We start from the raw sequence: 26863 nt of genomic DNA, 5'->3' as shown, positions 1-26863 counted from the left end.
AAATTAGTTTAAAAGATGTTGTTGCATCTAAAAAAAAGGTCTAGGGGTACTAATTAGATTTTCCGAGGAGGAGGAGTGTTGATCTTCTGAAAGGGATTATTGCAAAATGAAAACACTTCCATATTACTTGTGTTGGAAGATGTGTTTGTAGGTTTTTTTAGAATTTCAAATTCTATTACTTGCTCAAAAGAAGCTATTTTTTTTTCTTCATTATTGTCATCCTTTTCTATTGCTTCCTTTGTGAAACTCATAGTCGTTTTCTTTTCAATAATTGAAGCTATTGAGGGTTTGAATATAAATAAGATGAAAAATAATAATATGGGAGTAATTGGCTTCATTTATTGTGATAATTGAATTGTAAAAATACACAATTAAATAAAGGGTTGTCTCTTGAATAAAAAAATGTAGTATCTGGTTTTGTTTTGGTTTCTAAAAAGGAGTTTTTTTTGTTTTATGATTATTGGTTTTTTTAAAAGCTTTTTTTTGAGATGTTTTTATGATCTGATTTTGTTTTTTAATAAACACCCCCTATTTTTTATGGGTGTTGTTTTTTATAAAATATTATTTTTAAAACAAAACCCTATTTTTTAAGGGGTTTGTGTAACAAAAAGTTAAAAAATTTAATTCCTAGCCATTATCATTTTTTCAAAATAAGTCCTTCAAAATAGGATTTTGATATTATTTTTTAGTCAAATTTTGGATTTGATAATTCTTCATCAAAATCGTTAAAAAGTTATTTTTTTTTAGAAGTTGTTCGAAAAAAAGGTAATAAATTCGTCAAAGAAAAAGGAAAAAAAACCTACAAATGGTACCTTTTTTTAGGTTCGATTTTTAGCTAAAGTCATTTCGTATACCAAAAAACAATAACCAAATAATTGAAGTTTTAACCAAAATTAAATGCACATGAAAAAAGCCACTTTATTTTTAGCTTTATTGCTTTCGTCAAATTTTATTTTAGCACAAGAAGAAGGAACAAAAACACCTCCAGCAACAACTTTTGCCGGTTCAGCCGATGCATACTATAAATATGATTTTGCTAACGATCCATTAAATAATAAAACCAGTTTTACTAATTCTAGTAATTCTTTTGAACTTGGAATGGCTTCTATTGAGGCATCTCATAAGTTTGGCAAAGCTTCTGTATTTGTTGACTTAGGATTTGGTAAAAGAGCTGCTGATTTTTCATATAATGATACATCTCCAAATGATAATGCTACTTTCTTAATCAAACAATTGAACTTTACTTATGAATTTTCAGATAAGTTTAAAATAATTGCAGGTAGTTTTGCTACTCACGTAGGTTATGAATTAGTAGATGCAGTTGACAATAAAAACTACAGTATGTCATATGCGTTTACTAATGGACCTTTCTTTAATACTGGGGTAAAAGCGCAATATACTGCCGGTAAATTTGGAATAATGGCTGGGATTACCAATCCAACAGACTTTAAAACAGCATTGGATAGTGGAACAGATCAAAAAACTTACATAGCGCAACTTTCATACACTGGTGAGACAGGAGCAGTTTACTTGAACTTTACGTCAGGTAGTAACAACCCAGCTTCTGAAACTAATGCTACTCAATACGATATTGTAGCTACTAAGAAATTAGGTGATAAATTTGCGTTAGGATTTAACGGGACTTACGCTTCTTTAAAAGATGATGCTGATAGTTCACTAGATGCTAGTTGGTTTGCTTTGGTTGGATATGCGAATTATGCTTTTTCAGACAAAGTAAGTTTAGCTTACAGAATTGAATATTTCGACGATAAAGATGCTGCCAAATATGGTGTAGTTGATAATAATATTTTTGCCAATACATTGTCACTTAACTTCAAAGAAGGAAATTTTACTTTCATTCCTGAGATTAGATTAGATTCTTCTTCAAAAGATATTTTCTTCAAAAGTAATGGTGCAGCCTCAGGCTCTGCGGGGAATATATTATTTGCAACAACATACTCCTTCTAATTACAATCTATTTTTTTTTCTGTCATGACACTTTTGTATAAAGTGTTGTGACAGTTTTTTATAAATACTGCTTATTTTTAAATAAAAAATAAGCAGTATTTTTTTTGCTTACTTTTATGATAGGGTATAATATTTCTTTCTAAGCCAAAAGGCTAAATTAACTAATGCTATTAGTGCAGGAACTTCTACTAAAGGTCCAATAACTCCTGCAAAAGCTTGACCACTATTGATGCCAAAAACTCCAATACTAACCGCAATAGCTAGTTCAAAATTGTTTCCTGTGGCAGTAAAAGCAATCGCAGTGGCTTTAGAATAATCTGCTCCAAAATATCTACCTGCAAAAAAGCTAAGAATAAACATTAGACTGAAGTATACCACTAAAGGAATAGCGATTCTAATAACGTCTAAAGGGATTTGAACAATCAATTCTCCTTTAAGACTAAACATTACAATAATTGTAAATAATAATGCCACTAAGGTTAGTGGTGATATGGTTGGGATGTATTTTTTATCAAACCATTCTTGGCCTTTTATTGAAATTAAAAGATATCTACTTATGATTCCTAATGCAAATGGAATTCCTAGGTAGATACCAACACTTTCTGCAATTTGACTAATACTAATGGATACTTCAAAACCTGTATAGCCAAAATAAGGCGGAAGTACCGAGATAAATAGGTAAGCGTAGACACTATACAATAAGACCTGAAAGATGCTGTTTAAGGCAATCAATCCAGCAGCATATTCTCGGTTTCCGTCGGCCAAATCATTCCAAACGACTACCATTGCAATACATCTTGCTAGTCCTATTAGGATAACACCAATCATATATTCTGGATAGCCATTTAAGAAAAGTAATGCCAAGAAAAACATCAAAATGGGCCCAATAATCCAGTTTAAAAATAAAGAAGTTCCAAGTACTTTGGTGTTTTGGAAGACCTCGTTGATTTTGTTATAATTTACTTTGGCTAGAGGTGGATACATCATAATTATCAATCCAATGGCTAATGGGATATTGGTGGTTCCGCTTGAAAAGGAATTGATAAAAGTACTGCTAGAAGGAATAAAATATCCAATACTTACGCCCAAAGCCATAGCTAAGAAAATCCACAGGGTTAAATTTTTATCTAAAAAACCAAGTTTTTTTCTTTCAACAACGGGTGTGCAATTATTTGCTGACATAAATTATAATGATTTAATTTGACTAAAAACATACAGTAACTCGGTAGCAATTTGCAGACTTCTTTCCTGATATTTTTCTGCTTGCAAAGGAGTATTATCAAAAGCTTTTGGGTCCTCAAAAGTGATGGGGATTCTTTTTTCGGCTCCTGCAATGAAAGGACATCCACCATCTGCTTGTGAGCAGGTTAGAATGGCGGCAAATTCGCTTTGAGGATTAAAATCGTCTTCATAATTTTTTGAGAATCCGATTATAGGTTGATCATTGGGGTTGTATTTTATAGTGTAAATTGGATTATCACCTTTGCTAATAACTTTTACTTCAAATCCTGAATTACTGAGGGTTTCAGCTACTTTTGGGAATAAAGCAGTGGCTTCAGTTCCACCAGAATAGGAATATACATTTTTGATGTTGTAGTATGCAGCTGCGGTTTGTGCCCAAACTTGAGACAAATGACTTCTTCTAGAATTATGGGTACAAATGAAGTTGAGGCGAATGGCTAATCCACTGTTTGTTTTAGATTGGATAAATTGAACAAGCGGCGCTAAAACCTGTTTCCTTTCCTCGGAAATGGTATCAAAACTGAGTTGTTCGATAGTTGATTTAATTTTTGGAAACATAAAATAGAATTTAAAATGTGATATGTATTAGCAACAACTTCCTCCAGGAATGCAAGTGTTTTTAGAAGTAGTCAGTTCTTGTAGAGAAATAGGTTGTTTTTCGGCTGGAATGCCACAGTTATCTTGCGCTAAACAATTGGTTTGTTTGCTTAGTAATAAAAAATGATTGCCATTGAATCCTAAGTCATATTTTCCGATAGTCTCGTTTTGGTATTCTACTTCAATTTCTAGATCTTCAATTCCAAGTACTTTTTCTGAAAGATTGATGATGTTTAGTAATTTGTTTGGTTTTAGTCGGTGATCCGTATCATTGGCGTTCCATAATTGAAAGTTAACTACTTTTTCTTCGCGTACTGTTCCGCCGCAATCGATAAATTTTTTGGTGATGATTCCAACTTCGGTCACGTGAAAATGAATCGGCACCATTTGTCCGTTGGGTAAACTAAAGTTGACATCCTCTAGTTTCTCTAAGATTGTTTTTACTTCTGAAAGTTTCATGATTATTTGATTTAAAAGTTTAGCAACATGTTTCGTTTGGATTACAATCGTTTGGTAAGCCAGAATTTGATTTTGACGTTACGATTTCAAAAAAGGCCTTGATTTTTTCAAATCCTTCTTCATTAATACAATAGCAAATAGCATTTCCTTCAATACTTCCTTTGATCAGTCCAGCATTTTTTAATTCTTTTAAATGCTGAGAAACTGTAGGTTGTGCCAATGGCAGTTCATTGACGATGTCTCCACAAATACAAGATTTAGATTTTAGCAAGAATTCTAAAATGGCTATACGAGCTGGATGTCCCATAGCTTTGGCTAAAAGTGCAATTTGATTTTGATGTTCTGTAAAATGTTCTGTTTTTGATGCGCCCATTGTTTGTATTTTAATATCGCAATATTACGATATTGTAATGAATTAATCTATTTTTTTTTTAATAAAAAAAGTTTATTTTGATTAAGGCGAAGTTTGAGTATTGGGAATGGGATACTTTTTTTCTATTTTTATTAAAAATTAAAACGTAAAACATGAAAAAAACTGCTTATACTCTAAAATTTGTTTTGTTTTTTATGACTATTCTTTTGCAATTTAGCTGTGATTTATATGCTCAAAAGAAAGCGGTAGTATTAAAAGATGAAATAGATATTACAACTTTACAAGAAGGCTATCGCAAAAAAACGTATTCTATTGAAGAGATTACCCAAGCTTATTTAGATCGAATTCAGGCTGTAGATAAAAATGGATCTCAATTGAATTCAGTTATAACCATTAACCCAGACGCTATAGCTATTGCAAAAGCTTTAGATAAAGAACTAAAAGCGGGAAAATGGAGAGGACCTTTGCACGGTGTTCCTGTTTTGCTTAAAGACAATATTGATACTAAAGACAAAATGCCAACTACCGCTGGTTCTAGAGCTTTGGCAACTTCTTTTCCTTTGCAAGATAGTTTTGTGGCACAAAAATTAAGAGAGGCGGGTGCTGTAATCATCGGAAAAACGAATCTAAGTGAATGGGCTAATTTCCGTGGTGCACCCTCAACTAGTGGTTGGAGTGGGTTAGGCGGGCAAACCAAAAATGCTTACGATGTAGCTCGTAATCCATGTGGGTCTAGTTCGGGTTCGGCTGTGGCTGTAGCTGCTAATTTGGCTTTGTTTGCTATAGGAACAGAAACGAACGGTTCGATTGTTTGTCCAGCACATGCTAATGGGATTGTTGGACTTAAACCTACAGTAGGTTTAATTAGTAGAGGAGGTATTATTCCAATTTCTTTTACACAAGACACTGCAGGACCAATGACGAGAACAGTTAAGGACGCTGCGATTGTTTTGGGGAGGCTTACGGGTGTTGATAGTAGGGATAGTAAAACCACTGCAAGTGCGACTATAGCTTCTAAAGATTATGCAAGTGCTTTGGATAGTAATAGTTTGAAAGGTAAACGTATTGGTGTTTATAATGGCGTTAAAGGTAAAGACAAGGAAGTTGATGCGCTATACCAAAAGGCCATTGAAGATATAAAAGCTCAAGGTGCTACTTTGGTTGAAATTCCTGAAATTACGCCTCCAGAAGTTAATATGCAATCTTTTACGGTGATGTTGTATGAATACAAACAAGGCTTGAATGATTATTTTAAATCATTAGGACCAAATGCAGCCATAAAAAGTGTAGCCGATTTGATTGAGTTTAATAAAAAAGATGAAGTAGAATTAAAACACTTTAATCAATTGTATCTTGAAATGGCTCAATCGAAAGGGGATTTAAATTCTGACGAATATAAAAAAGCCTTGGAAGCCTTGCGAATCAATAGTCAAGAAAAAGGAGTTGATAAAGTGATGAATGATTTTAAACTAGATGCTATTATCGCTCCTACTGGAACTCCAGCTTGGATAACAGATTTGAAAAATGGCGATCAATTTACTTTTGGTACTTCTGGTCCAGCCGCACATTCGGGTTATCCAAGTATTACGGTGCCTATGGGATATGTTAATGGTTTGCCAGTAGGAATCTCATTTGTTGGTAAAGCATGGAGCGAAGCGACTTTGTTGAATTTAGCTTATGCTTATGAACAAAACACAAAACACAGACATGCTCCGAATTTAGTAGCTAACTAATCTTGATTTTTATAAAAGAAAAAGGGCAGTTCATAATCAGAACTGCCCTTTTTTTATAATGATTTGGAGATTACTTTCCATTCAAAGACCAGTCATATGCACGAGTCATAACTTTGTAGGTAGTTTCGATTCTTTTCTCTAAAAAGATATTGATGAAATCTATTTCGTTAAAATAACCTGTTACAAAATCACCTTTGTAGGTTTCGAACATTTTAGGTAATTCAATAGAATTGGTGTTTTTGAAAATTCTGTAAAAATCTTTGTCGTTTATGTACAGCTTAGCACGTTGTTTTATTTGGTCGTTCACTTGTTCTGGAGTATAGGCAGCGTTCAAAAGTGGAGCATCACCATTTGTTCCTTTGCATAATACAAAATGAACCCCAGCGTCTGCAATGATTTCTCTTAAAATTGTATTTTCAATATCGTTAAGAGTCAATTCTTGTTTGGCTATGATAAAAGTTCTTTCGTTAAAAAAACCAGGAATGGTGTTCACAGATACAATTGGGAGTTTTTCTACCACAGCTTTAATTACTGATAAGTTGTAAGCGTTGATCCAGAAAGCTTTGGCTTCTTCTTTGGTTTTGAATTCTGTTTTTAACTTAGAAATGTTGTCCAAAATATAAATTAATTCTCCAGGGCTTTTCTTTAATTGAGCGTAATTTACTTTTCCTTCTGGAGAAACATTTTTCTTTAAAAATTCGTTGGTTTGTTCGAAGAAATCATTTAAAGTTTGTGCTTGAGAATAAGAGGTAATAATTAAAAATGAGATAAGTAGTAAAATTTTCTTCATATAAATTTTGATTTTCTTGGTTTTGGGTTGTTACAATCAATTACGAATAAGTGAGCAAATAAACTAATTTTTTTTGAACAAATTATGATTAAATAGATATAATATTTAGAGCTCAAATGAAAAGCAATTTTGGGCTACTGCATATCTGTTTTTAATTTCATTTTTTTGTTGAAGTATTGTTTTTAAATTTCTAAAAATCACATATAATTATAATAGTTTTGTCTTGTTTTGACATCAAATAGTAAATTATTTTTTTTTTGTTTTTTAGGTTTTGATGTATCATAAGCGAAAACGATTTCATTTATTTTGTATGCATGCATAATATATCGTTTTCTTTTGCTATTTTTGATTCCAATAAAATCTATAAATAATGGAAAAACAATCTTTACAATCACTTTTACAAATTACTCATCCAGTGATTATGGCTCCTATGTTTTTGGTGTCTAATACAAAAATGGTAATCGAAGGAATGAAAAGTGGAATTGCAGCTTGCATTCCTGCATTGAATTATCGCACGCTAGAGGAGTTACGTACTTCTATCATTGAGTTAAAGCAAGCCAAAGTTTCGGGAGGTAGTTTTGGGTACAATTTGATTGTAAACAAGTCTAATGTAAAGTACAAAGAACAACTACGTGTTTTGTGCGAAGAAGGAGTAGATTTTATCATTACTTCTTTGGGTTCGCCTGAGGAAACAATTGCTGAGGCTCATAAAGTTGGAATTAAGGTTTTTTGTGACGTTACGGATTTAGCTTTTGCCAAGAAAGTAGAAAGTTTAGGTGCTGATGCTATTATTGCTGTTAATAATCAAGCAGGTGGACACCGTGGAAATATTGATCCCGAAACTTTAATTAAAGTGTTGAATGAGCAAACAAGCTTGCCCGTAATCTCTGCTGGTGGAGTAGGAAGCAAAGCCGATTTGGATAAAATGCTCGGTTATGGTGCTGTTGGTGTATCTGTTGGTAGTCCTTTTATAGCTTCAAACGAAGCGGGCGTTTCTCAAGAATACAAACAAGCTTGTGTAGATTATGGAGCGAAAGATATTGTTATGACAGAACGTATTTCGGGAACACCGTGTACAGTAATCAATACGCCTTATGTACAAAAAGTAGGTACCAAACAAACTTGGCTTGAAACACTTTTGAATAAAAATAAGAGTTTGAAAAAATGGGTAAAAATGATTCGTTTCTATATCGGAATGAAAGCCACCGAAAAAGCAGCAACTCAGGTTACTTACAAAACGGTATGGGTTGCTGGACCTAGTATCGAAAATACAACGGCTATTTTACCAGTGCAACAGATTGTTCAAAAATTGGTTGGTTAGTATGTACGAAAAGATTTATTTTGTTCTTAATCGTTTTGTAGAAAAGGCAACCTTGTTTAAGGTTTTGTTCAACTGGTCACCAATGTACCGAAGAAGTTGCGGAAAAATCATTTACGTTTCTAAAGATTTGCACACGGTTCGCATCAAGATTCCTTTGAGTTATAAAAACAAGAATTATGTTGGTTCCATCTTTGGCGGAAGTTTGTTCGCTGCAACCGATCCAATATACATGATTCAGCTTATGCAAATTTTAGGAAAAGACTATGTAGTTTGGGATAAAGCTTCTGTTATTCGATTTCGTAAACCTGCTTTCAGTGTGGCTTATGCTGATTTTCATTTTTCTAGCGATGAAATTGCAGAAATTCAACAAAGAGTTGCCGAAGAAAATGAAGTGAACTACGTCAAACAATTGTTGATTACCAATGCTAATCAAGAGGTGTTTACAGAATTAGAAAAAACCATTTATATCAGTAGCAAAGCACACTACAAGCAAAAACTTCAAAAAAAGAAAGCCTCAAAAGAAGCTTCTAATAGTACAGCCTAAAATCCAAAAGCTGACACAAGGCGTATTGTTTCTCGAACAATCTTTCGACTACGTCTGTTATGTCGTCTTCCTTTTGGCACAAATCAAAAAAAGTTTTGTCGAGCAAATGACTGCTTATCTGGGTCGAGGCTATACCGTAGCCCGAAACTGCTCTTGCTCCTGTAATGTCCAAAAAGTATTGGGCCTCTTCTTCGTCTAAGTCCAATATTTTTGCATTGGCAAAGTGAATGATTTTACCTTTCATTTTGCCTTCAAATAGTTCTGCAATTTCTTCCAAACTATAAAAGTAATCATTCAGGCAAATCGTATTGGCTTCTCCAGGCATCACCAAATAAATGATTTCGTAGGCCTGAAAATTATTGTCGTCATAGAGCAAGGTACTTAAGCTTTCTTCAAGACCTTCAATCGTATCACAAGACTTATAAATACTCGTTAAACCTTGTTCAAAAGCCATTCTTTCAAGGTTTTTGATTACGGCTGTTTCTTGTTCAAAGGCAACATCGGGAACTCCTTCGAGGCAGAAAATAAACTTTTCTTGGTGCATAACATAGTTTCTAAATGTCGTACAAAAATATTCTTTCTTTTTGGGATTCTGATTTTTTGTACCAATCATTCTTCTTTCAAATGAGAATTTTTTATCAAAAAAAAATCCGTTACGGTGAAGTAACGGATGTGTAAAAGTTATCGAGAGTATTATAAAACATTCAAGTCGAGCATACATTGTTTCATACTTTGGTAGGTTCTTTCGATGTCGTTATCAAGTCCAATCGAAAAACGAATCAATCCATCGGTAAGTCCCATTTCGGCCTGTTCCTCTAATGGGATTTCGCTGGATGTTGAGGTGCCTGGTGCGCTAAACAAGGTTTTATAAAAGCCCAAACTCACAGCCAAATAGCCCAGATTACGCTCTTGCATCAACTCCATTAAGGCATTAGCGGTGGCTAAATTTCCAACATCAATAGTCATCATTCCGCCAAAGCCGTATTCGGGATTAATCATATTTTTGTACAGTTGATGACTCGGATGACTGGCTAAACCAGGATAAACCGTTTTTAAACCGTCTTTTTCAAATCGTTCTGCCAAATACTGTGCATTGTAGCTATGTTGTTTCATTCTAATATGAAGCGTACGAAGATTTTTCATCACACTAGCCGAGCGAAGACTGTCCATAGTAGGTCCTAGAAGCATACTTGCACCTGTGTTTACATTTTTCAAGCTATTGATAAATTCGCGACTAGCACAAGTTACACCACCAACCGTATCGCTACTTCCATTGATGTATTTGGTCAAACTATGAATCACAATATCTGCTCCCAAACGGGCAGGAGAAACCGAAAGTGGAGAAAAAGTATTGTCGACCACCAAAGTCAAGTTGTGTTTTTTGGCGATTGCAGACAATCCCGCAATATCGGCAACTTCTAGCAAAGGGTTACTTACCGTTTCGCAATACAACACTTTGGTTTTTGCCGTAATTGCAGCTTCAACTACCTCTAGTTTTGTGATGTCCACAAAGGTCGTTTCAATGCCTAAACGCGGCGTAAAGTTTTTTAGAAAAGCATAGGTTCCGCCATAAATCGTGCGGCTTGATACAATATGGTCGCCAGAGCCACACAATTGCAAAAGAGTAGGCGTAATCGCCCCCATTCCCGAAGCCGAAACATTCGCTGCTTCCGTTCCTTCCATCGCAGCAAGTGCTTGGTCTAAATACAAGTTACTGGGCGAGGAGTGACGCGAATACAAATAACAGCCTTCCATATTACCCTCAAAGGTGTCAAACATTGTCTTGGCCGATAAAAAAGTGTAGGTTGACGAGTCAGATATCGAAGGGTTTACGCCTCCAAATTCCCCAAAGTACTGTAAATCCTGAATATTATCTGCTGGATTAAAATCGTTATTTTTCATAGTCAATAGGTTTTTAGTTATTATGTTTATTAGGAGCTCATCCCGCTATCCGCTATATCTTTGCCTTTTTAAAGGAAAAAGGCAAAGGATGCCGCTGCTATCGGGGCTAGGATTTTTTGTTGAGAACCACACCAAAATAAAGAATAGATAGATTATTAATCAATAGTCATTAATAATTATAGTTTTTAAATCTTTTAATAAGTATTAATATAGATTATATTTCTATTTTTGTCTTTCAAATCCTTTGTCAATGGATTTTTTTTCATAACAGAAACAACCCATAACCCAAAACCCATAACCCATAACCCATAACCCATAACCCATAACTTTTAAACCTTAAACCTTTAAACCCTTAAAAAATGCTATGACCTTAGATACAATCGATAAAAAACTTTTGATTTTACTCCAAACCGATAGTAAAAAAACAACCAAAGAATTGTCTTTAAAACTTAATCTTTCGGTAACCGCAGTCTACGAGCGCATCAAGAAGTTAGAGCGCGAGGGCATCATTAGCAAGTATGTCGCTTTAGTAGATAAATCCAAAGTAGAAAAAGGATTTGTTGTTTTTTGCCATTTAAAATTGGTACAACACACCAAAGAATTCCTCACCCGTTTCGAAAACGAAGTGGTGCAATTGCACGAAGTGTTAGAATGCCATCACGTGAGTGGCGATTATGATTACATCCTCAAAGTTTTAGTAAAAGATATGGAAGCTTATCGCGAGTTTTTGGTAACCAAGCTTACATCGCTTCAACATATTGGCAGTACGCAAAGCACCTTTATGATAAGCGAAGTAAAAAATACTAATGTTTTGAATTTTTCTTGATTTAGTTTATTTGTATTCAGTGTTTTAGTCCTACGGTTTAGTATTTTTTGTTACTTTTATTTAAAGATTTTTATTAATTCTTTACATGGTTGCAGTACTATAAACTAATTAAATTTAACAGGATGATTCGACAACGTTTAATTATTGGTTCATTTATAGCAGGTCTCGTCAATGCTATTATTAACTCAACTCGATATTGGTTTTCAATGAAGGATAACTATCCCACTATTTTTTTGACCAACGATTGTATTTCATCCGATATACCAACCGTATTTTCTAAAGCCGTTCCTCTAGCTGTTTCTTTGTGTTTATTTGTTACGTCTATTGCTTTTTTAACAACAAAAATGGAAAATAAGCCTTCTTATTTTCCTAAGTATTTTTTCAAAGCTCTCAAGCATTGCATATATGCTTTTGGTTTGGTTACCATGTTTGCCTTGCTTCTTCAAAAATTTGCTGGTGCAATTGAGGTTTCTCACACTTATGCTTCAATGATTACAGGTCTTGTATCAGGAATGGTCGCTTCTTTGGTTGATTTTGAAACAAAGAAAAGTTTGTATTCAAATTATTAATTTTTTGAATGTTTATACTTAAGGATGAATTTAAATCGAAATAAAATGGAAATCAATAAGACAATTGTAATTACAGGCTCTCAATCCGGAATGGGTTTAGCCACAAGACTTTTTTTAGAAAAAAATGGCGTTAGAATAATTGGGGTTTCTAATACTAATGATGCTGAAATCCAAGCCGATTTGTCGACTAGTGAAGGAGTTGATCAAGCGGTTCAAAAAATTATTGAATTGAGTAAAGGCAAAATCGATGGCATTTTTGCGAATGCAGGTGTGGGAGGAGAAAATGCACCATTAGTTTTTGGTTTGAATTTTTTTGGTATTGTAAGAATGTTAAACGGATTGCAGCCTTATTTGAAAGCCTCAGAAAATGGAAGAATTGTTATTAACGCTTCTAATTCTGTGGTTATTACTCCAGGTATTCCTGATGATGTAGTAGATGCATTAGTTTCTTTTGACGAAGAAAAAGCATTCAAATTAATTCAGAAAAGTCCATTTTGGACTTATCAAGTTAGTAAAGTTGCCATTACCAAATGGGTGCGGCAAAATGCTTTCAAGAAGGAGTGGGCAGGTAGTAATATCTCTATGAATTGTATTGCTCCAGGGGTAGTTCTTACTCCGATGATAGAACATGATTTAAAAGACCCTCGAAAAGCAGAAGGTATTAACAAGTTACCAAGGCCTTTGGGAGATTTCTGTAAACCCGAAAATATAGCTCCTTTGGTAAAGTTTTTATTGATTGACGATTCTCGATTTATAATCGGTCAATATATTGTAATTGACGGTGGGGCCGAAGTTACTTGGAGAGGAAATGATCATCCAAAAACATGGGATGTGAGCTTTGAGGATTTTGGTAAATTATAAGTATTGTTGTCAAGTACTAAATAAATTAAATGAAAAAAGGTTTGAGTTTTTCATGGTCAGTTTCTTTATTAAAATTCTACCTAAAAAAACCTTAAAATTAGCGCTTAAACAAAACTTTATTGCTTAATTTTGACGCACAAAAAAATAAACAACATACTATGAATTCATTTGACGTAGTCATTATAGGTTCTGGCCCAGGAGGATATGTGTCGGCTATTCGTTGTGCACAATTAGGTTTCAAAACCGCTATTATCGAGAAATACTCCACACTTGGAGGAACCTGTTTAAATGTAGGATGTATTCCTTCCAAAGCGCTTCTAGCTTCTTCACATCATTACGATGAAATTAAACATTTTGCCGATCACGGAATTGAACTTTCTGGTGAGGTTAAGGTGAATTTAGAAAAAATGATTGCTCGCAAACAAGCAGTTGTCGATCAAACTTCTGGAGGTGTTCAGTTTTTGATGGATAAAAATAAAATCACAGTTTTTAATGGTTTGGGCTCATTTGTAGACGCGACTCACGTTGCGGTTGCCAAAGCAGATGGAACTTCAGAAACCATTGAAGCCAAAAATATCATCATAGCAACAGGTTCAAAACCTTCTTCTTTGCCTTTTATCTCAATCGATAAAGAAAGAATTATTACTTCAACCGAAGCGTTAAAATTAAAAGAAGTGCCTAAACACCTTGTAATTATTGGTGGAGGTGTAATTGGAATTGAATTAGGGCAAGTGTATTTACGTCTAGGTGCACAAGTATCTGTTGTTGAATTTATGGACAGAATCACCCCAGGAATGGATGCTTCTTTGTCTAAAGAATTGACCAAAGTCCTTAAAAAACAAGGTATGAAGTTCTATACTTCTCACAAAGTACAGTCAGTAGAAAGAGCAGGTGATGTAGTAACTGTGAAAGCTGAAAATGCTAAAGGTGAAATCATCACTTTAGAAGGAGATTACTCTTTAGTTTCTGTAGGTCGTCGTCCTTATACTGACGGATTGAATGCAGATAAAGCAGGTGTTAAAATCTCTGACAGAGGACAAATCGAAGTGAATGACCACTTGCAAACGTCTACTCCAAACATCTACGCTATTGGTGATGTGGTGCGTGGCGCGATGTTGGCTCACAAAGCGGAGGAAGAAGGTACAATGGTAGCTGAAATTTTAGCAGGTCAAAAACCACATATCGATTATAATTTAATTCCTGGTGTTGTCTACACTTGGCCAGAAGTTGCTGCTGTTGGACAAACAGAAGAACAATTAAAAGCGGCAGGTGTTTCATATAAAGTGGGGAATTTTCCATTCAAAGCCTTGGGTCGTGCGCGCGCTAGTGCCGATTTAGACGGTTTTGTAAAAATCCTTGCTGATGCGAAAACGGATGAAGTTCTTGGTGTGCATATGATTGGAGCTAGAACAGCCGATTTGATTGCAGAAGCCGTTACTGCTATGGAATTTAAAGCTTCAGCCGAAGATATTTCTAGAATGTCACACGCGCATCCTACTTTTGCGGAAGCGATTAAAGAAGCGGCATTAGCTGCTACAGACAATAGAGCATTACACGTATAAAAGCGTAACTTTCAAAAATAAGAAACCCGCCTCGTGATAATGAGACGGGTTTTGTTGTTTAAATCAAGGAGTAAAAACGCTTTTGTAATTGTCCCAATAGCGATAAATCAAAAATAAATTCCCCAAGAATAAAGCGCCAGCAATCGGGATGCCTTCGGGAGCTAAAAAGATATTGATGAACAAAATGTTTATCGTGATGGGAAGAATTAAAATATTGGCCAAAGTCACAAAACGATTGCTCACAAAAGCTAATCCACAAAGCAGTTCAACTCCTTTGGCGAGTGGCATAATGTAGGTCGCAGCTACAAGTCCTACATTGAATGCTTTAAAATTTCCTGTTGTTTCAGGCTCAGGCATTAAATGAAAAAAATAACTGATGGATGCGAACAATAATAGTAGTCCAATCAAAATCCGAATAATAGTAGTGGCTATTTTCATATTTACAATACATTTTAGGGGTTACTTTTTTTGAAATCAACAACTAATCATTTCTTGGTTGGGTAATACTTCTAAAACTATAATTTTTAGGAAATGTTTAATTGTCTATCAAATTTAAGTAAAATATTGATAAATAATGAATTGCAAGTCTTGTTTTTCGGATTTTGATTTTTTAAGCGAATGAATATACAGACTTTATTTTATGTTTTTTATGAAAGGCACTTTCTTGAATATCCAGTATATTACTAAACCAATTAGCGCTAACCACCATAATTTTAAAAGGAAAACTACCAACGTCAGCAAATGAAACCAACCAGATTGCAACGCATCCAAGATTTGAATTCCAATAGCTGGCTCAAAATGATAGCCTTGTTTTTCATTGGCTACCAATTCTTGTTTGACCACTTCTCTTTGGTACAACTGAAGGGTAATAGTGCTGTAATTGATTTGGTCTTGAAGAGATAAATTTTCAATAGCACTGCTATCGCTTTGCGCTTTTTTGTTCTCAAGTTGCGTTTCGGCATTCATAATGTCATTGATTTTTTTGCCTTTTGTATCAATAGCATTGGCCATTCTTTTTTCATTGGTAGCGCTTCTCTTTTGTAACAACTCATTCGATAATAATCGAAGCGCAACATCATCAGCTTTGATTAATCGGTAGTCTAAATAATCAATTTCTTTGGCAATTTCTTTTACCACGGTATCCATATTTTGTTGAGGTACACGAAGGGTGATGGTGTTTTCAACTTTGTATTTAGTGGTTTCTAGCGTACTATCCTGACTAACTTTAGTACTTATTTGGTCATTTATGGTGCTTTGAAGGTTGGAGTATGTAACCAAACCGCCCCACTTTCTGGTGGTATTCTCGATTAAGTTGGTCGATTGTACGACGCTTTTTACTTTGAATTTGATATCTGCTGTTCGAATGAGCTTCCTTTTTTCTACAGTTTTTGGAGTTTCGGCGGTTTTTTCTTGGGTGTTGCTAACGGTGGCACTATCGGCAACAGCTGTGGCGTAATCTAAGGTTTCTTCTGCCGAAACCTCGGCTTTTTTACACGAAAATAGTACTACTGCGATGATAACAGCTAGGGTGCTTGCTTTTGCAATTGTTTTCATAAATAAAATAGTTTAATAGATTAAAAAAGGGTTAAAATTCAAATAAATGTTCCAAAATGGAGTAAGCGTAATTTTTTAATCAATATTTAATTTTATTTAGTGAAGTAGTACTTTTTTTACCTATTAAAAAGTGTGCCAATTTTTTTGAGGAAGCAGGCAGAAGGGAATTTTTTGTCGTAATTTTGGAGCTTAAAATAATGATTATTGAGAGTCTCTGAATTTTATACGATAGACAATCCTTCACTTTTTAAGGAACAACTTTTGCATTGGGCACAGCAGTTTCGTGAAGTAGCTTTTTTGGATAGCAATAGTTATCCACAAGCCTATTCTAGTTATGATTGTATGTTGGCTGTAGACGCTTTTACTTTGCTTCAAACCGATTATCATAATGCTTTTGAAGATTTAAAGCAGTACCAGCAAATCACCAAAGACTGGCTGTTTGGTTATTTGTCTTATGATTTAAAAAACGATAGCGAGCGCTTGCAATCCAATAATTTTGACGGATTGGATTTTCCAGATTTATTCTTTTTTCAGCCCAAAAAGATTTTTTTGCTAAAAGGGAATCAACTTGAAACAAGGTATTTGCATTTATGTGATGACGAGTTGCAAGAAGATTATCAAGATATCACGACTATTGTTCCTCAACAAAGTACCGCTTCGGATTCTGTTGTGGTACAAGCTAGAATAGACCAAAAAAAATACCTCGAGCAAGTACAAAAAATGCAGGAATACATTCATAAAGGCGATATTTATGAAGCCAATTTTTGTATGGAATTTTATGCAGAAAACGCAACCATTCAACCGCTCGAAAAGTTTCAAAAGTTAAATGCCATTTCGCAACCACCTTTTGCAGTTTTCCTAAAAAATAACCAACAGTATTTGTTGTCTGCCACACCAGAACGCTATTTGAGAAAAGAAGGAGAAGATTTGATTTCGCAACCCATAAAAGGAACCGCAAAACGCTATGAAGACCCTGTGGCTGACGAAAAAGCAAAAGAAGATTTGGCTACCAATCCAAAAGAGCGTGCTGAAAATATAATGATTACCGATTTGGTTCGCAATGATTTATCGCGAACCGCCCAAAAAGGTTCGGTGCAAGTAGAAGAACTTTGTGGCATTTATTCTTTTATGCAAGTCCATCAAATGATTTCAACCATCACCTCAAAAATGGACGAAAAATATGCTGTGATTGATGTATTGCGCCTTACTTTTCCAATGGGAAGTATGACGGGAGCTCCCAAAATTTCGGCAATGAAAATTATCGAAGAATTAGAAGCGACCAAAAGAGGCTTGTACAGCGGGGCAGTAGGTTATTTCACTCCCGAAGGCGATTTCGATTTCAATGTTGTGATTCGCAGTATTTTGTACAACCAAAAGAAGCAATACCTTTCTTTTTCGGTCGGAAGTGCCATCACAGCCTTATCGGTACCAGAGCAAGAATACGAAGAATGTTTGCTCAAAGCCAAAGCAATGAAAAGCGTATTAGAATAAAAAAGTTTTGAACGATTTAGGAGCGCTAACAATAGGCTTTTTTGGGCAAGAGGGTTTCCAGCTATCCGCTATATCTCTTGTATTGGCTTCCGCCATACAAGAGGATGCCGCTACTATCTGGGCTAATGAGTAACAATTGTCTATTTTTGGAGACAAAAAAAGCATCTAATTAAAAAAAAGTAAATTTGAGTATGCAAAACCTCTTTTACCAACATCTACAAACGCAATTTCCGTTTCTCGAAAACAAAAAATTATTGTTGGCCGTAAGCGGTGGTTTAGACAGTATGGTACTTTTGCATTTGTTGCAGCAATTGCCTTACACCATTGCTATTGCTCATTGTAATTTTCAACTCCGTGGTATTGAAAGTTTTGAAGACCAAAGTTTTGTGCAAAATTATGCGCTTCAACATCAAATTCCCTTTTATTACACTCAATTCGATACTCAGGCATTTGCCAATGATTATAAACTTTCGACACAAGTAGCCGCAAGAGAACTGCGATACGATTGGTTCTACGAACAACTAGAGCTCCATCAATTCGATTTTGTTTTAACAGCCCATCACGCCGATGATAATCTGGAAACTTTTTTAATCAACCTTTCAAGAGGCACAGGTTTAGATGGTTTATCGGGTATACCTGCTCAAAATGATGCGGTACTTCGGCCATTGTTGCCTTTTTCCAGAGCAGCTATTGAGGAATATGCCAAAGTTAATAATTTACAGTGGCGCGAAGACAGTAGCAATGCTTCGGATAAATATTTACGTAACCAAATTCGTCATCATTTGGTGCCCATACTCAAAGAACTAAATCCTGATTTTTTAAAAGCTTTTGGAATGACGCAAGAGTATTTGCAACAAGCACAAGAATTGGTTGCAGATGCGGCTAGTATGGTTTATCAACAAGTAGCAAGAGAAGACGGGGACACCATTTATTTTGATTTAAAGCAATTATTGCGCTTGCCTAATTATGCCTCTTATTTGTATCAATGGCTTAAAGAATATGGCTTTTCGGCTTGGGATGATATTTATAATTTGGTTGATAGTCAATCAGGAAAACAAGTTTTTTCATCAGAATACCGATTGCTAAAAGACCGCGATTTTTTTATTTTGAGTCCAATACAAGAATCTGAAAAGGAGCTATATTTCATCGAAAAAAATCAAGACAAAGTTAAGATTCCCTTAAAACTCCAGTTTTGTAAAGTAGCAGACATTAACAAAGCAGATTCAAGTACTATCTTTGTCGATGAATCAAAGTTAGCCTATCCTTTGGTGCTCAGAAAATGGCAAGAAGGCGACGTCTTTTATCCTTTGGGAATGAATGGCAAAAGCAAGAAAGTGAGCAAGTTTTTTAAAGATGAAAAAATCTCACTTTTAGACAAAGAAAACACTTGGCTTTTGTGTTCCAATGATGCCATTGTTTGGCTAATAGGAATGAGAGCTGACGAACGATTTAAAGTAGAAAATACTACCAACACAATTTTAAAAATAGCAATAATATAAGTTTAGTAATGAAAAAACACCTTCTTTTAGGACTTTTAGTTTTCTTTTGTAGTTTGGGTAACGCCCAAATTTTGGACCCAGTAAAATGGACAACCAAAATCGAACAAAAATCAGCAACCAATTTTATTGTAACATTTAATGCGACTATCGAAAACGAGTGGCATGTATATTCACAGTTTACTCCAGATGGAGGACCACTACCTTTAGAAGTTAATTTCAAGAATCAAAAAGGGAATTACACTTTAGTAGGCAAAGCCAAAGAGAGTAAAACAAGAACCGCTTATAATGATGTTTTTGAGGTAAATGAAACTTTTTTTGAGAAGAAAGCGCAAATTACACAAGAGATAAGTCTAGTAAATAAAGGTGTTAAGACCATAGAAGTAGAATTGAATTTTCAAGCTTGCAAAGAAGTTTGTATCAATCTCGAAAAGAAATTTAGCATTGCCATTCCTGAGTTGAAAAGCGCTACTGCTACTGCGCCTGTAGCAACAGACTTGACTGCAACTGCAAAAGATACTACCATGTCGGCTGCTATAGATACTTCAAAAGTGGTTTCTTCTTCTACAGAAAAAGAGTCTCTTGCTACTGCTGACTCTAAAACAGTTGCTGCCAAAACAACAGCTACAGAACACGGGTTGTGGGCAATTTTCTTTATTGCTTTTTTATCTGGTTTTGCAGCATTGTTAACGCCTTGTGTTTTCCCAATGATTCCAATGACGGTAAGTTTCTTTACTAAGCAAAGTAAAAATAAAGCAGCAGGTATCAGAAACGCCATTATCTACGGAATTTCAATTATCGTTATTTATGTAGGCTTGGGCTTATTGGTTACTTGGATTTTCGGTGCCGATGCGTTGAATGCTTTATCTACAAATGTTTGGTTTAACCTTATTTTCTTTATTTTGTTGATCATTTTCGCCACATCTTTTTTAGGTGCTTTCGAAATTATGTTACCGAATTCGTGGGCAAACAAAGTAGACAGTCAAGCCGACCGCGGTGGAATCATAGGTATTTTGTTTATGGCATTGGCATTGGCCATTGTGTCATTTTCTTGTACGGGTCCTATTGTTGGAACTTTATTAGTAGAAGCAGCTTCTAAGGGTGGAATTGCACCAGTAGTAGGAATGTTAGGCTTTTCATTGGCATTAGCCTTACCTTTTATGTTGTTTGCGATGTTCCCGGGATGGTTAAATTCTTTACCCAAATCTGGAGGTTGGTTGAATACTGTAAAGGTTGTTCTTGGATTTTTAGAATTGGCTTTGGCTTTCAAATTTTTATCCAATGCAGATTTGGTTTTGCAATTGCATTTGCTAGAACGCGAAGTCTTTATCGCCATTTGGATTGCTATTTTTGGAGCGTTATCGTTGTATCTTTTTGGAAAAATTACGCTGCCACACGATAGTCCAGTAGGGCATATTTCTGTGGGTAGATTGTATATGGGTTTACTTTCTTTAGTTTTTACTTTTTATTTAATTCCTGGATTATGGGGTGCTCCATTGAAATTTATTAGTGCATTCCCTCCACCGATGGAATATAGTGAGAGTCCAATGGGATTTGGTGGTTCATCTACAAGTGTAGCTACAAAAGAGTTGCCTGATGGAGCTAAAATAGGCCCTCACGGAATTGTAGTTTTTGACGATTATGATAAAGGATTGGCTTATGCCAAAAAAGTAAATAAACCCATTATGCTCGATTTTACAGGTTTTGCTTGTGTTAATTGCCGTAAAATGGAAAACAATGTTTGGTCGAATCCTAACGTCTTATCTATTTTAAAAGAAAAAGTGGTCGTAATTTCATTATACGTGGATGACAAGAGAGAATTGCCAAAAAACGAACAATTTTTCTCCAAAGCAACTGATTCTGAAATTGTCACTATTGGCGATAAATGGACGGATTTTATGATTACTCGATATAAAACAAACACACAACCTTTGTATGTACTAACAGATTTAGAAGGAAAAAGTTTGAATACTGCACAACCAACTATAAGTTATGTGGGTGTTCATGAGTATGAATCATGGTTGAAGTCTGGTATCGCTAAGTTTTAAGAAAGACTATATTTTTTGTTATCCCATCTGTGAAAACAGATGGGATTTTATATTTTTACGAATTATCCAATAAACTAAACTAACATGAAAAAATTACTGATGCTCCCTTTTTTGTTATTGTGTCTTTCGGCATTAGGGCAAGAAAAGAAACCCAACTATGTAGCTGAAAATTATACCAAGCAGGAAGTGCGAATTAAAATGCGCGATGGCTTAGAATTATTTACAGCTATTTATTCCCCAAAAGATACTTCTAAAAAGTATCCTATAGTAATGCAACGTACTCCCTATAATTGCGCGCCTTACGGACCAGACCAATTTAAAAGAAGCATTGGCCCCAACGAAACGATGATGAAAGAAGGATACATCGTAGTGTATCAAGATGTGAGAGGTCGCTATATGAGCGATGGCTTATACGACAATATGAGAGGCTATATTCCAAATAAAAAAGTAAAAACAGAGGTTGACGAGGCTTCAGATACTTATGATACTATTGATTGGTTAGTTAAGAATGTAGCCAATAACAACGGAAATGTTGGAACTTGGGGAATTTCATATCCAGGTTATTATGCTTCTTATTCTTTGTTGAGCGGACATCCTGCTTTAAAAGCGGTTTCTCCTCAGGCTTGTATTAGTGATTTTTTCTTTGATGACTTTCATCATAATGGGGCTTATTTGTTGAGTTATTGGAAGGTGACGCCACTTTTTGGCCCTCAAAAAACAAAGCCAACTACAGAAGCTTGGTTTAAGTTTCCAAATGTTGGTACCAATGATGATTATCAGTTCTTTTTGAATGCTGGGCCTTTAGTGAATTTGGACAAATATTACGATTCTTCCAATGAATTTTGGCAACAACTTAAGGAACATTCTAGCTATGATGAATTCTGGCAAAAAAGAGGCTTGTTGCAGCATTTAAAAAATATCAAACCAGCTGTAATGATTGTTGGCGGTTGGTTCGATGCTGAAGATTTGTATGGTCCATTGAATACGTATTCAACCATAGAAAAAAGTAGTAAGAATTATAACACTATTGTTATGGGGCCTTGGAGCCACGGCGATTGGGCTAGAAATTCAGAAAAACAAATTATAGGTAATATTAATTTTGGTGACAGTATTTCTGGTTTTTATCAAAAGAATATTGAGGCTAATTTTTTCCGTCATTTCTTGAAAAATAATGGGAAAGGGGAGAACAAATTGCCCGAAGCTTACGTTTTTGATACGGGAAGAAAAGAATGGAAAACCTATGATGCTTGGCCTCCAAAAAATACAGAAAAACAACAGTTCTATTTGCAACCGCAACAGAAGTTAACTAAAAATGCTGGAGCAGTTTCTTTTGAGGAATTTATCAGCGACCCAAAGAAGCCAGTACCACATTCTGAAGATATCAAACAGCAAGGTTTGACGCCAAGAAAATATATGACCGATGACCAACGATTTGCGGCTAGGAGACCTGATGTTTTGGTTTTTGAAACCGATGTTTTAGCAGAAGATGTTACTTTGGCTGGAGATATTTTAGCCAAATTGCAAGTAGCTACCACTGGAACCGATGCGGATTGGGTAGTTAAAGTAGTTGATGTTTTCCCGAATGATGAACCTGAAACAAAAGAAGTGCAGCCGTATTTAAAAATGAGTAATTATCATATGATGGTGCGCAGTGAGGTGATGAGAGGACGTTTTCGCAATAGTTTTATAAAGCCTGAGCCTTTTGTGGCCAATGAGAAAACTCCAGTAAATGTAAAATTACAAGATGTTTTTCACACCTTCAAAAAAGGACATAAAATTCAAATTCAAGTGCAGAGTACTTGGTTTCCTCTGATAGATTTGAATCCTCAAACTTTTGTGCCAAACATATTTTATGCTAAGCCAGAGGATTTCAAAAAACAAACCCATCGTGTATATTCAGACTCAGCTATTGAATTCACCGTTTTGAAATAAATATTGATTCTTTTGTTTGTAATTACCTCCAACTAGTTTTGGAGGTTTTTTTGTGGTTAAAACCAATGTTTGCTTTTGGTTTTTATTAACTGGTTAATTGTTTTTTTTTTTTTTTCTGTAAAAGCACTTTGCGGAATCTTTAGATTGGTTGGGGAAGTAGTTAGAAGTTGACTTAAGTTTGGATAATGAATAATTACAAAATTAATTTAATGTGTAAAAAAAAAATGGTTGTTTCATCTGAAACAACCATTTTTTGATTTTGGGGCAGTTTTTTTTATAGGTATTCTCCGTGTTGTGTAATGTCTAATCCTAATTCTTCTTTATCTTCACTTACACGTAAAGGAGTGATTTTGTTTACAATAAAGAATAAAGCATAAGAAGCAGCAAAGGCAAAGATAGAAACCAATACTAAAGCTTTTAATTGGATTAAGAATAGGGTGGCATCACCGTAGATTAATCCTTGGTTGTCACCAACAATTGAGTTAACAGATTTTGAAGCAAAAACACCAGTTAAAAGCATTCCTACCATACCACCAACACCGTGACAAGCAAAAACGTCTAATGCATCATCAATTTTTCCTTTAGGGAATTTGCTGCAAACGAAATTACTGATAATACTAGCAATAATACCGATAGCGATAGCGCTAGGAATAGTTACGAAACCTGCAGCTGGTGTGATAGCAACTAGTCCAACAACTGCACCAATACAAGCACCCATTGCTGATAATTTGTGTCCTAATATTTTGTCTAAGAAAACCCAAGCCATTGCAGCAGCGGCAGCAGCTACAGTAGTTGTTCCTAGAGCTTGAGCAGCTAAACCGCTAGCTCCAACAGCAGAACCTGCATTGAATCCAAACCATCCGAACCATAATAAACCAGTTCCTAATAATACATAAGTAATACGAGCTGGGTTAACTTTTTGTACTTTTCTTTTACCTAAGAATATAGCTCCAGCTAAAGCAGCCCAACCTGCACTCATATGTACTACAGTTCCTCCTGCAAAGTCTAATACTCCCCATCCGAAGAATAATCCATCAGGATGCCAAGTCATGTGACATAATGGTGCGTAGATAACTAATATGAATAAAACCATGAATAATAAGTAAGCCCAGAAACGAACGCGTTCTGCAAATGCACCAGTGATTAAAGCGGGTGTGATAATTGCAAATTTTGCTTGAAAGAAGGCAAATAAAATGAATGGGATAGTTGGTGCTAATTCCCAAGCAGTTGTTGCATTTACCCCTTGAAACATAAAGTTGCTTGATGGATCTCCAATAATTCCTCCTACAGAAGGTCCGAAGCATAATCCGAATCCAACTAATACCCATAATACAGTTACAATGACCATAGCCATAAAACTTTGTAACATGGTACTAATTACATTCTTTTTTCCAACCATACCTCCATAGAAAAAACCAAGACCTGGTGTCATAATTAATACTAGGGCAGAAGCTACAATCATCCAAGCAGTGTCACCTGTGTCTAGTTTTAAGGCTACAACATGAGCACCAAGAGTAGCAGCTTCGCTTTGGAAATAAATTGAAAAAACGGATAATACCAAAATTGTGATCAGTATCACACTCAAAATAATCTTTCGCATAGTTTATAGTTTTTTTGTTAATTATGGGTTAAAAATATAAAATCATTTCTAACCCCTATAAAAAATCATAATTAAAAATTAATTTTTATTAATTTGATATTTTACCCCCATCAATTTTGAGGGTATGTCTCAAATATTGTTGTTTATTTTTCATTTTGTTAATGTGCTTTTCTGTCTGTATGTATAAAAAAAGTAAAATTTTGAGCCGTTTTATGTCTTGATACGCTCTTTGTTTTGATTTAAAAAAAGAAAAGGAGACATTTTAAGAAATGTCTCCTTTTTAAATTAAAGTATTCGATTTACTACAAAGTATGTTTACTCAAAATTCGATATACTTCATTGATATTATTACTTCCTTTTCCAAATTGTTTTGAAATAGGTTCGCTATCATTGTTTAACCAAATTTTTAAATCGGCATCCAAATCAAGTATCCCAGCACTTTCTTTTGAGAATTTTTTGATGTTTTTGTAGGGAATGGATAAGTAATCCACTTTTGAGCCCACTAATTGTTTTTCGACAAGAATTAATCTTTTGTTCGTAAAAACAAACATATCTTTTACTAATCGAAAGGCTTTTTCGATTACTTCGCCTTCAATTAGTATTGGTTCAAACTCTTTAGAAGCACTTTCGATAGTTACTTCAGAGGCGTTTCCTAAAATGGCATTGAATAGTCCCATATTGATTATTTTTGATTGTATTTAGCTTTGTATTTATCGCTAAGTTTTGTTTGATGTGTAGCTAAACTAATCATTCTACCTTGTATAAAGGCATGTGTTAATTTATTGGTTCTCATATCCAAAGCGTCACCTTCTGAGATAAAAAGAGTGGCATCTTTTCCTTCTTCTAGAGAACCACATTGTTGGTCAATTCCTAATAACTTTGCGGTATTCAAGGTGATTAATTGTAACGCTTTTTCTTTGTCTAAGCCATAAGCCACGCAAGTTCCTGCCAAAAAAGGAAGGTTTCGTGAGCTCATTCGCTCTTTGCTGCCGCTATTTTCTAAACCTACTAAAATTCCTTTATCGCTTAAGATTTTTGCCATTTTATAGGGCAAATCAATATCCTGGTCTTCGTTTGTAGGAAGGTCGTGAATTCTTCTTAAAAGTACACCAATATTATTTTTAAGCAAAAGTGGAGCTGCTTTATAGGCTTCGAACCCACCAACAATTACTATTTTTTTGATTCCGTTTTCTAAGGCCAATTGAATACCATCTACAATTTGTTTTTCCTCGTCAGCATGGATAAACAATGTTTGTGTGCCATCAAATAAACCTTTCGTAGCTTCAGTGACTAAATTTCTATTATCAGAGGTACCGCCTAAATACGCTTTGGCACTTTTGAAAAAAGTATTTAATTCTTGTAGTTGTTTGTTGTACTCTTTGTTGGGTTCGATTGAACCTGGCTCAGCCCACCATCCACCTCTTCTGAAGGTAGCAGGAAGATTGATATGGATACCATCACTTTCTTTTATTAGAGCATCTTTCCAATGCCATGCATCCAATTGAACTATAGAAGAAGTACCAGAAACTCTTCCTCCTCTAGGAGTGATTTGAGCCATCAAAATTCCGTTAGGGCGTACGGTTTCAATCACTTTTGAATCGGCTGTATAGGCAACAATACTTCTTACGTTTGGGTTGTAGGTTCCAATTTCTTCTTCATCATCCGACGATTTTACCGCGTCAATTTCTACTAATCCTAAAGTAGAATTGGGTACAATAAATCCAGGATATACGTGTTTTCCCGTGGCATCTATTGTTGTGTTGTAGGCATCTTTGGCTAATTTTATTTGTTGGGCATTGGCTACCAAAGTAATTTTTCCGTCTTTAAAACCAATGGCTGCGTTTTCTATCACTTCACCTGTTCCTAAATGTGCTGTTGCATTAAGGATAAGTATTGATTGAGATTGAGGTGGTGCAGGTATTTGTTGGGCCTGACTAAGTGTTGAAAAACCCACAGTGGCCAATAAAAGTGCTATTTTTATATTCATTTTCTTTA

At 35.0% G+C, this 26863-nt stretch carries 25 protein-coding genes; 12 read left to right on the top strand and 13 right to left on the bottom strand.

Annotated elements, in window-relative coordinates; all coding sequences use genetic code 11:
- Positions 1–53 precede the first annotated feature (53 nt).
- Positions 54–338: a hypothetical protein gene (locus ACZ1AQ_RS03780; RefSeq protein WP_489631612.1), complete on the bottom strand. Its 285-nt coding sequence runs from the start codon at positions 336–338 to the stop codon at positions 54–56.
- Between the two features lie 565 nt (positions 339–903).
- On the opposite strand from ACZ1AQ_RS03780, the gene ACZ1AQ_RS03775 reads away from it, so the two are divergent.
- Positions 904–1968 (top strand): outer membrane beta-barrel protein, encoded by a 1065-nt coding sequence (locus ACZ1AQ_RS03775; RefSeq protein ID WP_489631611.1) that lies wholly within the window; start codon positions 904–906, stop codon positions 1966–1968.
- A gap of 114 nt (positions 1969–2082) precedes the next feature.
- Here ACZ1AQ_RS03775 and arsB read toward each other — a convergent pair whose 3' ends face one another.
- The 4 genes from arsB to ACZ1AQ_RS03755 are packed head-to-tail and all read right to left on the bottom strand — an operon-like array spanning position 2083 to position 4639.
- Complete coding sequence (gene arsB / locus ACZ1AQ_RS03770) at positions 2083–3150, bottom strand: ACR3 family arsenite efflux transporter (RefSeq protein ID WP_489631610.1); 1068 nt, start codon at positions 3148–3150, stop codon at positions 2083–2085.
- A 3-nt stretch (positions 3151–3153) separates the two neighbouring features.
- Complete coding sequence (locus ACZ1AQ_RS03765) at positions 3154–3768, bottom strand: arsenate-mycothiol transferase ArsC (RefSeq protein ID WP_489631609.1); 615 nt, start codon at positions 3766–3768, stop codon at positions 3154–3156.
- A gap of 27 nt (positions 3769–3795) precedes the next feature.
- Positions 3796–4266 (bottom strand): DUF6428 family protein, encoded by a 471-nt coding sequence (locus tag ACZ1AQ_RS03760; RefSeq protein ID WP_489631608.1) that lies wholly within the window; start codon positions 4264–4266, stop codon positions 3796–3798.
- Between the two features lie 19 nt (positions 4267–4285).
- A complete protein-coding gene (locus ACZ1AQ_RS03755) occupies positions 4286–4639 on the bottom strand; it encodes an ArsR/SmtB family transcription factor (protein ID WP_489631607.1) in 354 nt (117 codons plus the stop codon).
- A 152-nt stretch (positions 4640–4791) separates the two neighbouring features.
- Here ACZ1AQ_RS03755 and ACZ1AQ_RS03750 point away from each other — a divergent pair, with 152 nt between their 5' ends.
- The gene (locus ACZ1AQ_RS03750; RefSeq protein WP_489631606.1) at positions 4792–6372 is read left to right on the top strand and encodes an amidase; all 1581 of its coding nucleotides are present in this window, start codon (positions 4792–4794) and stop codon (positions 6370–6372) included.
- A gap of 70 nt (positions 6373–6442) precedes the next feature.
- Here the strand turns inward: ACZ1AQ_RS03750 and ACZ1AQ_RS03745 are convergent, their stop codons facing one another.
- A complete protein-coding gene (locus ACZ1AQ_RS03745) occupies positions 6443–7162 on the bottom strand; it encodes a DUF547 domain-containing protein (protein WP_489631605.1) in 720 nt (239 codons plus the stop codon).
- Positions 7163–7532: 370 nt separating this feature from the next.
- Here ACZ1AQ_RS03745 and ACZ1AQ_RS03740 point away from each other — a divergent pair, with 370 nt between their 5' ends.
- Positions 7533–8483: an NAD(P)H-dependent flavin oxidoreductase gene (locus ACZ1AQ_RS03740; protein ID WP_489631604.1), complete on the top strand. Its 951-nt coding sequence runs from the start codon at positions 7533–7535 to the stop codon at positions 8481–8483.
- Position 8484: 1 nt separating this feature from the next.
- Positions 8485–9027 carry a DUF4442 domain-containing protein gene (locus tag ACZ1AQ_RS03735; RefSeq protein WP_489631603.1) on the top strand — a complete coding sequence of 181 codons (543 nt, stop codon included), beginning with the start codon at positions 8485–8487 and terminating at the stop codon, positions 9025–9027.
- Here the strand turns inward: ACZ1AQ_RS03735 and ACZ1AQ_RS03730 are convergent.
- Positions 9011–9571 (bottom strand): DUF6642 family protein, encoded by a 561-nt coding sequence (locus tag ACZ1AQ_RS03730; RefSeq protein ID WP_489631738.1) that lies wholly within the window; start codon positions 9569–9571, stop codon positions 9011–9013. The genes ACZ1AQ_RS03735 and ACZ1AQ_RS03730 overlap by 17 nt on opposite strands.
- Positions 9572–9720: 149 nt before the next feature.
- Positions 9721–10929, bottom strand: coding sequence for an aminotransferase class I/II-fold pyridoxal phosphate-dependent enzyme (locus ACZ1AQ_RS03725; RefSeq protein ID WP_489631602.1), 1209 nt, complete (start codon positions 10927–10929; stop codon positions 9721–9723).
- Between the two features lie 364 nt (positions 10930–11293).
- On the opposite strand from ACZ1AQ_RS03725, the gene ACZ1AQ_RS03720 reads away from it, so the two are divergent.
- The 4 genes from ACZ1AQ_RS03720 to lpdA all read left to right on the top strand — a co-directional run bounded on the left by ACZ1AQ_RS03720 (position 11294) and on the right by lpdA (position 14747).
- Positions 11294–11755 carry an Lrp/AsnC family transcriptional regulator gene (locus ACZ1AQ_RS03720; RefSeq protein WP_489631601.1) on the top strand — a complete coding sequence of 154 codons (462 nt, stop codon included), beginning with the start codon at positions 11294–11296 and terminating at the stop codon, positions 11753–11755.
- A 122-nt stretch (positions 11756–11877) separates the two neighbouring features.
- A complete protein-coding gene (locus ACZ1AQ_RS03715) occupies positions 11878–12324 on the top strand; it encodes a hypothetical protein (RefSeq protein WP_489631600.1) in 447 nt (148 codons plus the stop codon).
- 45 nt (positions 12325–12369) lie between these two features.
- Positions 12370–13185: an SDR family oxidoreductase gene (locus ACZ1AQ_RS03710; RefSeq protein ID WP_489631599.1), complete on the top strand. Its 816-nt coding sequence runs from the start codon at positions 12370–12372 to the stop codon at positions 13183–13185.
- 158 nt (positions 13186–13343) lie between these two features.
- Entirely contained in the window at positions 13344–14747 is a 1404-nt protein-coding gene (lpdA, locus tag ACZ1AQ_RS03705; RefSeq protein ID WP_489631598.1) for a dihydrolipoyl dehydrogenase, read from the top strand.
- Positions 14748–14810: 63 nt separating this feature from the next.
- Here the strand turns inward: lpdA and ACZ1AQ_RS03700 are convergent, their stop codons facing one another.
- Both ACZ1AQ_RS03700 and ACZ1AQ_RS03695 read right to left on the bottom strand, forming a co-directional pair.
- The gene (locus tag ACZ1AQ_RS03700) at positions 14811–15185 is read right to left on the bottom strand and encodes a DoxX family membrane protein (protein ID WP_489631597.1); all 375 of its coding nucleotides are present in this window, start codon (positions 15183–15185) and stop codon (positions 14811–14813) included.
- 195 nt (positions 15186–15380) lie between these two features.
- Positions 15381–16301, bottom strand: a complete 921-nt coding sequence (locus ACZ1AQ_RS03695) for a DUF4349 domain-containing protein (RefSeq protein WP_489631596.1) — start codon at positions 16299–16301, stop codon at positions 15381–15383.
- A 204-nt stretch (positions 16302–16505) separates the two neighbouring features.
- On the opposite strand from ACZ1AQ_RS03695, the gene ACZ1AQ_RS03690 reads away from it, so the two are divergent.
- The 4 genes from ACZ1AQ_RS03690 (at position 16506) to ACZ1AQ_RS03675 (ending at position 23268) form a co-directional block, all read left to right on the top strand.
- Entirely contained in the window at positions 16506–17792 is a 1287-nt protein-coding gene (locus ACZ1AQ_RS03690) for an anthranilate synthase component I family protein (protein WP_489631595.1), read from the top strand.
- Between the two features lie 191 nt (positions 17793–17983).
- Positions 17984–19291 carry a tRNA lysidine(34) synthetase TilS gene (gene tilS / locus ACZ1AQ_RS03685; protein WP_489631594.1) on the top strand — a complete coding sequence of 436 codons (1308 nt, stop codon included), beginning with the start codon at positions 17984–17986 and terminating at the stop codon, positions 19289–19291.
- 8 nt (positions 19292–19299) lie between these two features.
- Positions 19300–21336, top strand: a complete 2037-nt coding sequence (locus tag ACZ1AQ_RS03680) for a protein-disulfide reductase DsbD family protein (protein WP_489631593.1) — start codon at positions 19300–19302, stop codon at positions 21334–21336.
- An 84-nt stretch (positions 21337–21420) separates the two neighbouring features.
- Complete coding sequence (locus ACZ1AQ_RS03675; protein ID WP_489631592.1) at positions 21421–23268, top strand: CocE/NonD family hydrolase; 1848 nt, start codon at positions 21421–21423, stop codon at positions 23266–23268.
- A 274-nt stretch (positions 23269–23542) separates the two neighbouring features.
- Here the strand turns inward: ACZ1AQ_RS03675 and ACZ1AQ_RS03670 are convergent, their stop codons facing one another.
- From ACZ1AQ_RS03670 to ACZ1AQ_RS03660, 3 genes are all read right to left on the bottom strand, one after another.
- Positions 23543–24868, bottom strand: coding sequence for an ammonium transporter (locus tag ACZ1AQ_RS03670; protein ID WP_489631591.1), 1326 nt, complete (start codon positions 24866–24868; stop codon positions 23543–23545).
- 302 nt (positions 24869–25170) lie between these two features.
- Positions 25171–25545, bottom strand: coding sequence for a PH domain-containing protein (locus ACZ1AQ_RS03665; RefSeq protein WP_489631590.1), 375 nt, complete (start codon positions 25543–25545; stop codon positions 25171–25173).
- Positions 25546–25550: 5 nt separating this feature from the next.
- Positions 25551–26855, bottom strand: a complete 1305-nt coding sequence (locus tag ACZ1AQ_RS03660; protein WP_489631589.1) for an amidohydrolase family protein — start codon at positions 26853–26855, stop codon at positions 25551–25553.
- Positions 26856–26863: the final 8 nt, after the last annotated feature.

The sequence above is a fragment of the Flavobacterium sp. UM26 genome, assembly GCF_057922445.1.
This window is presented reverse-complemented; position numbering and strand designations above follow the sequence as displayed.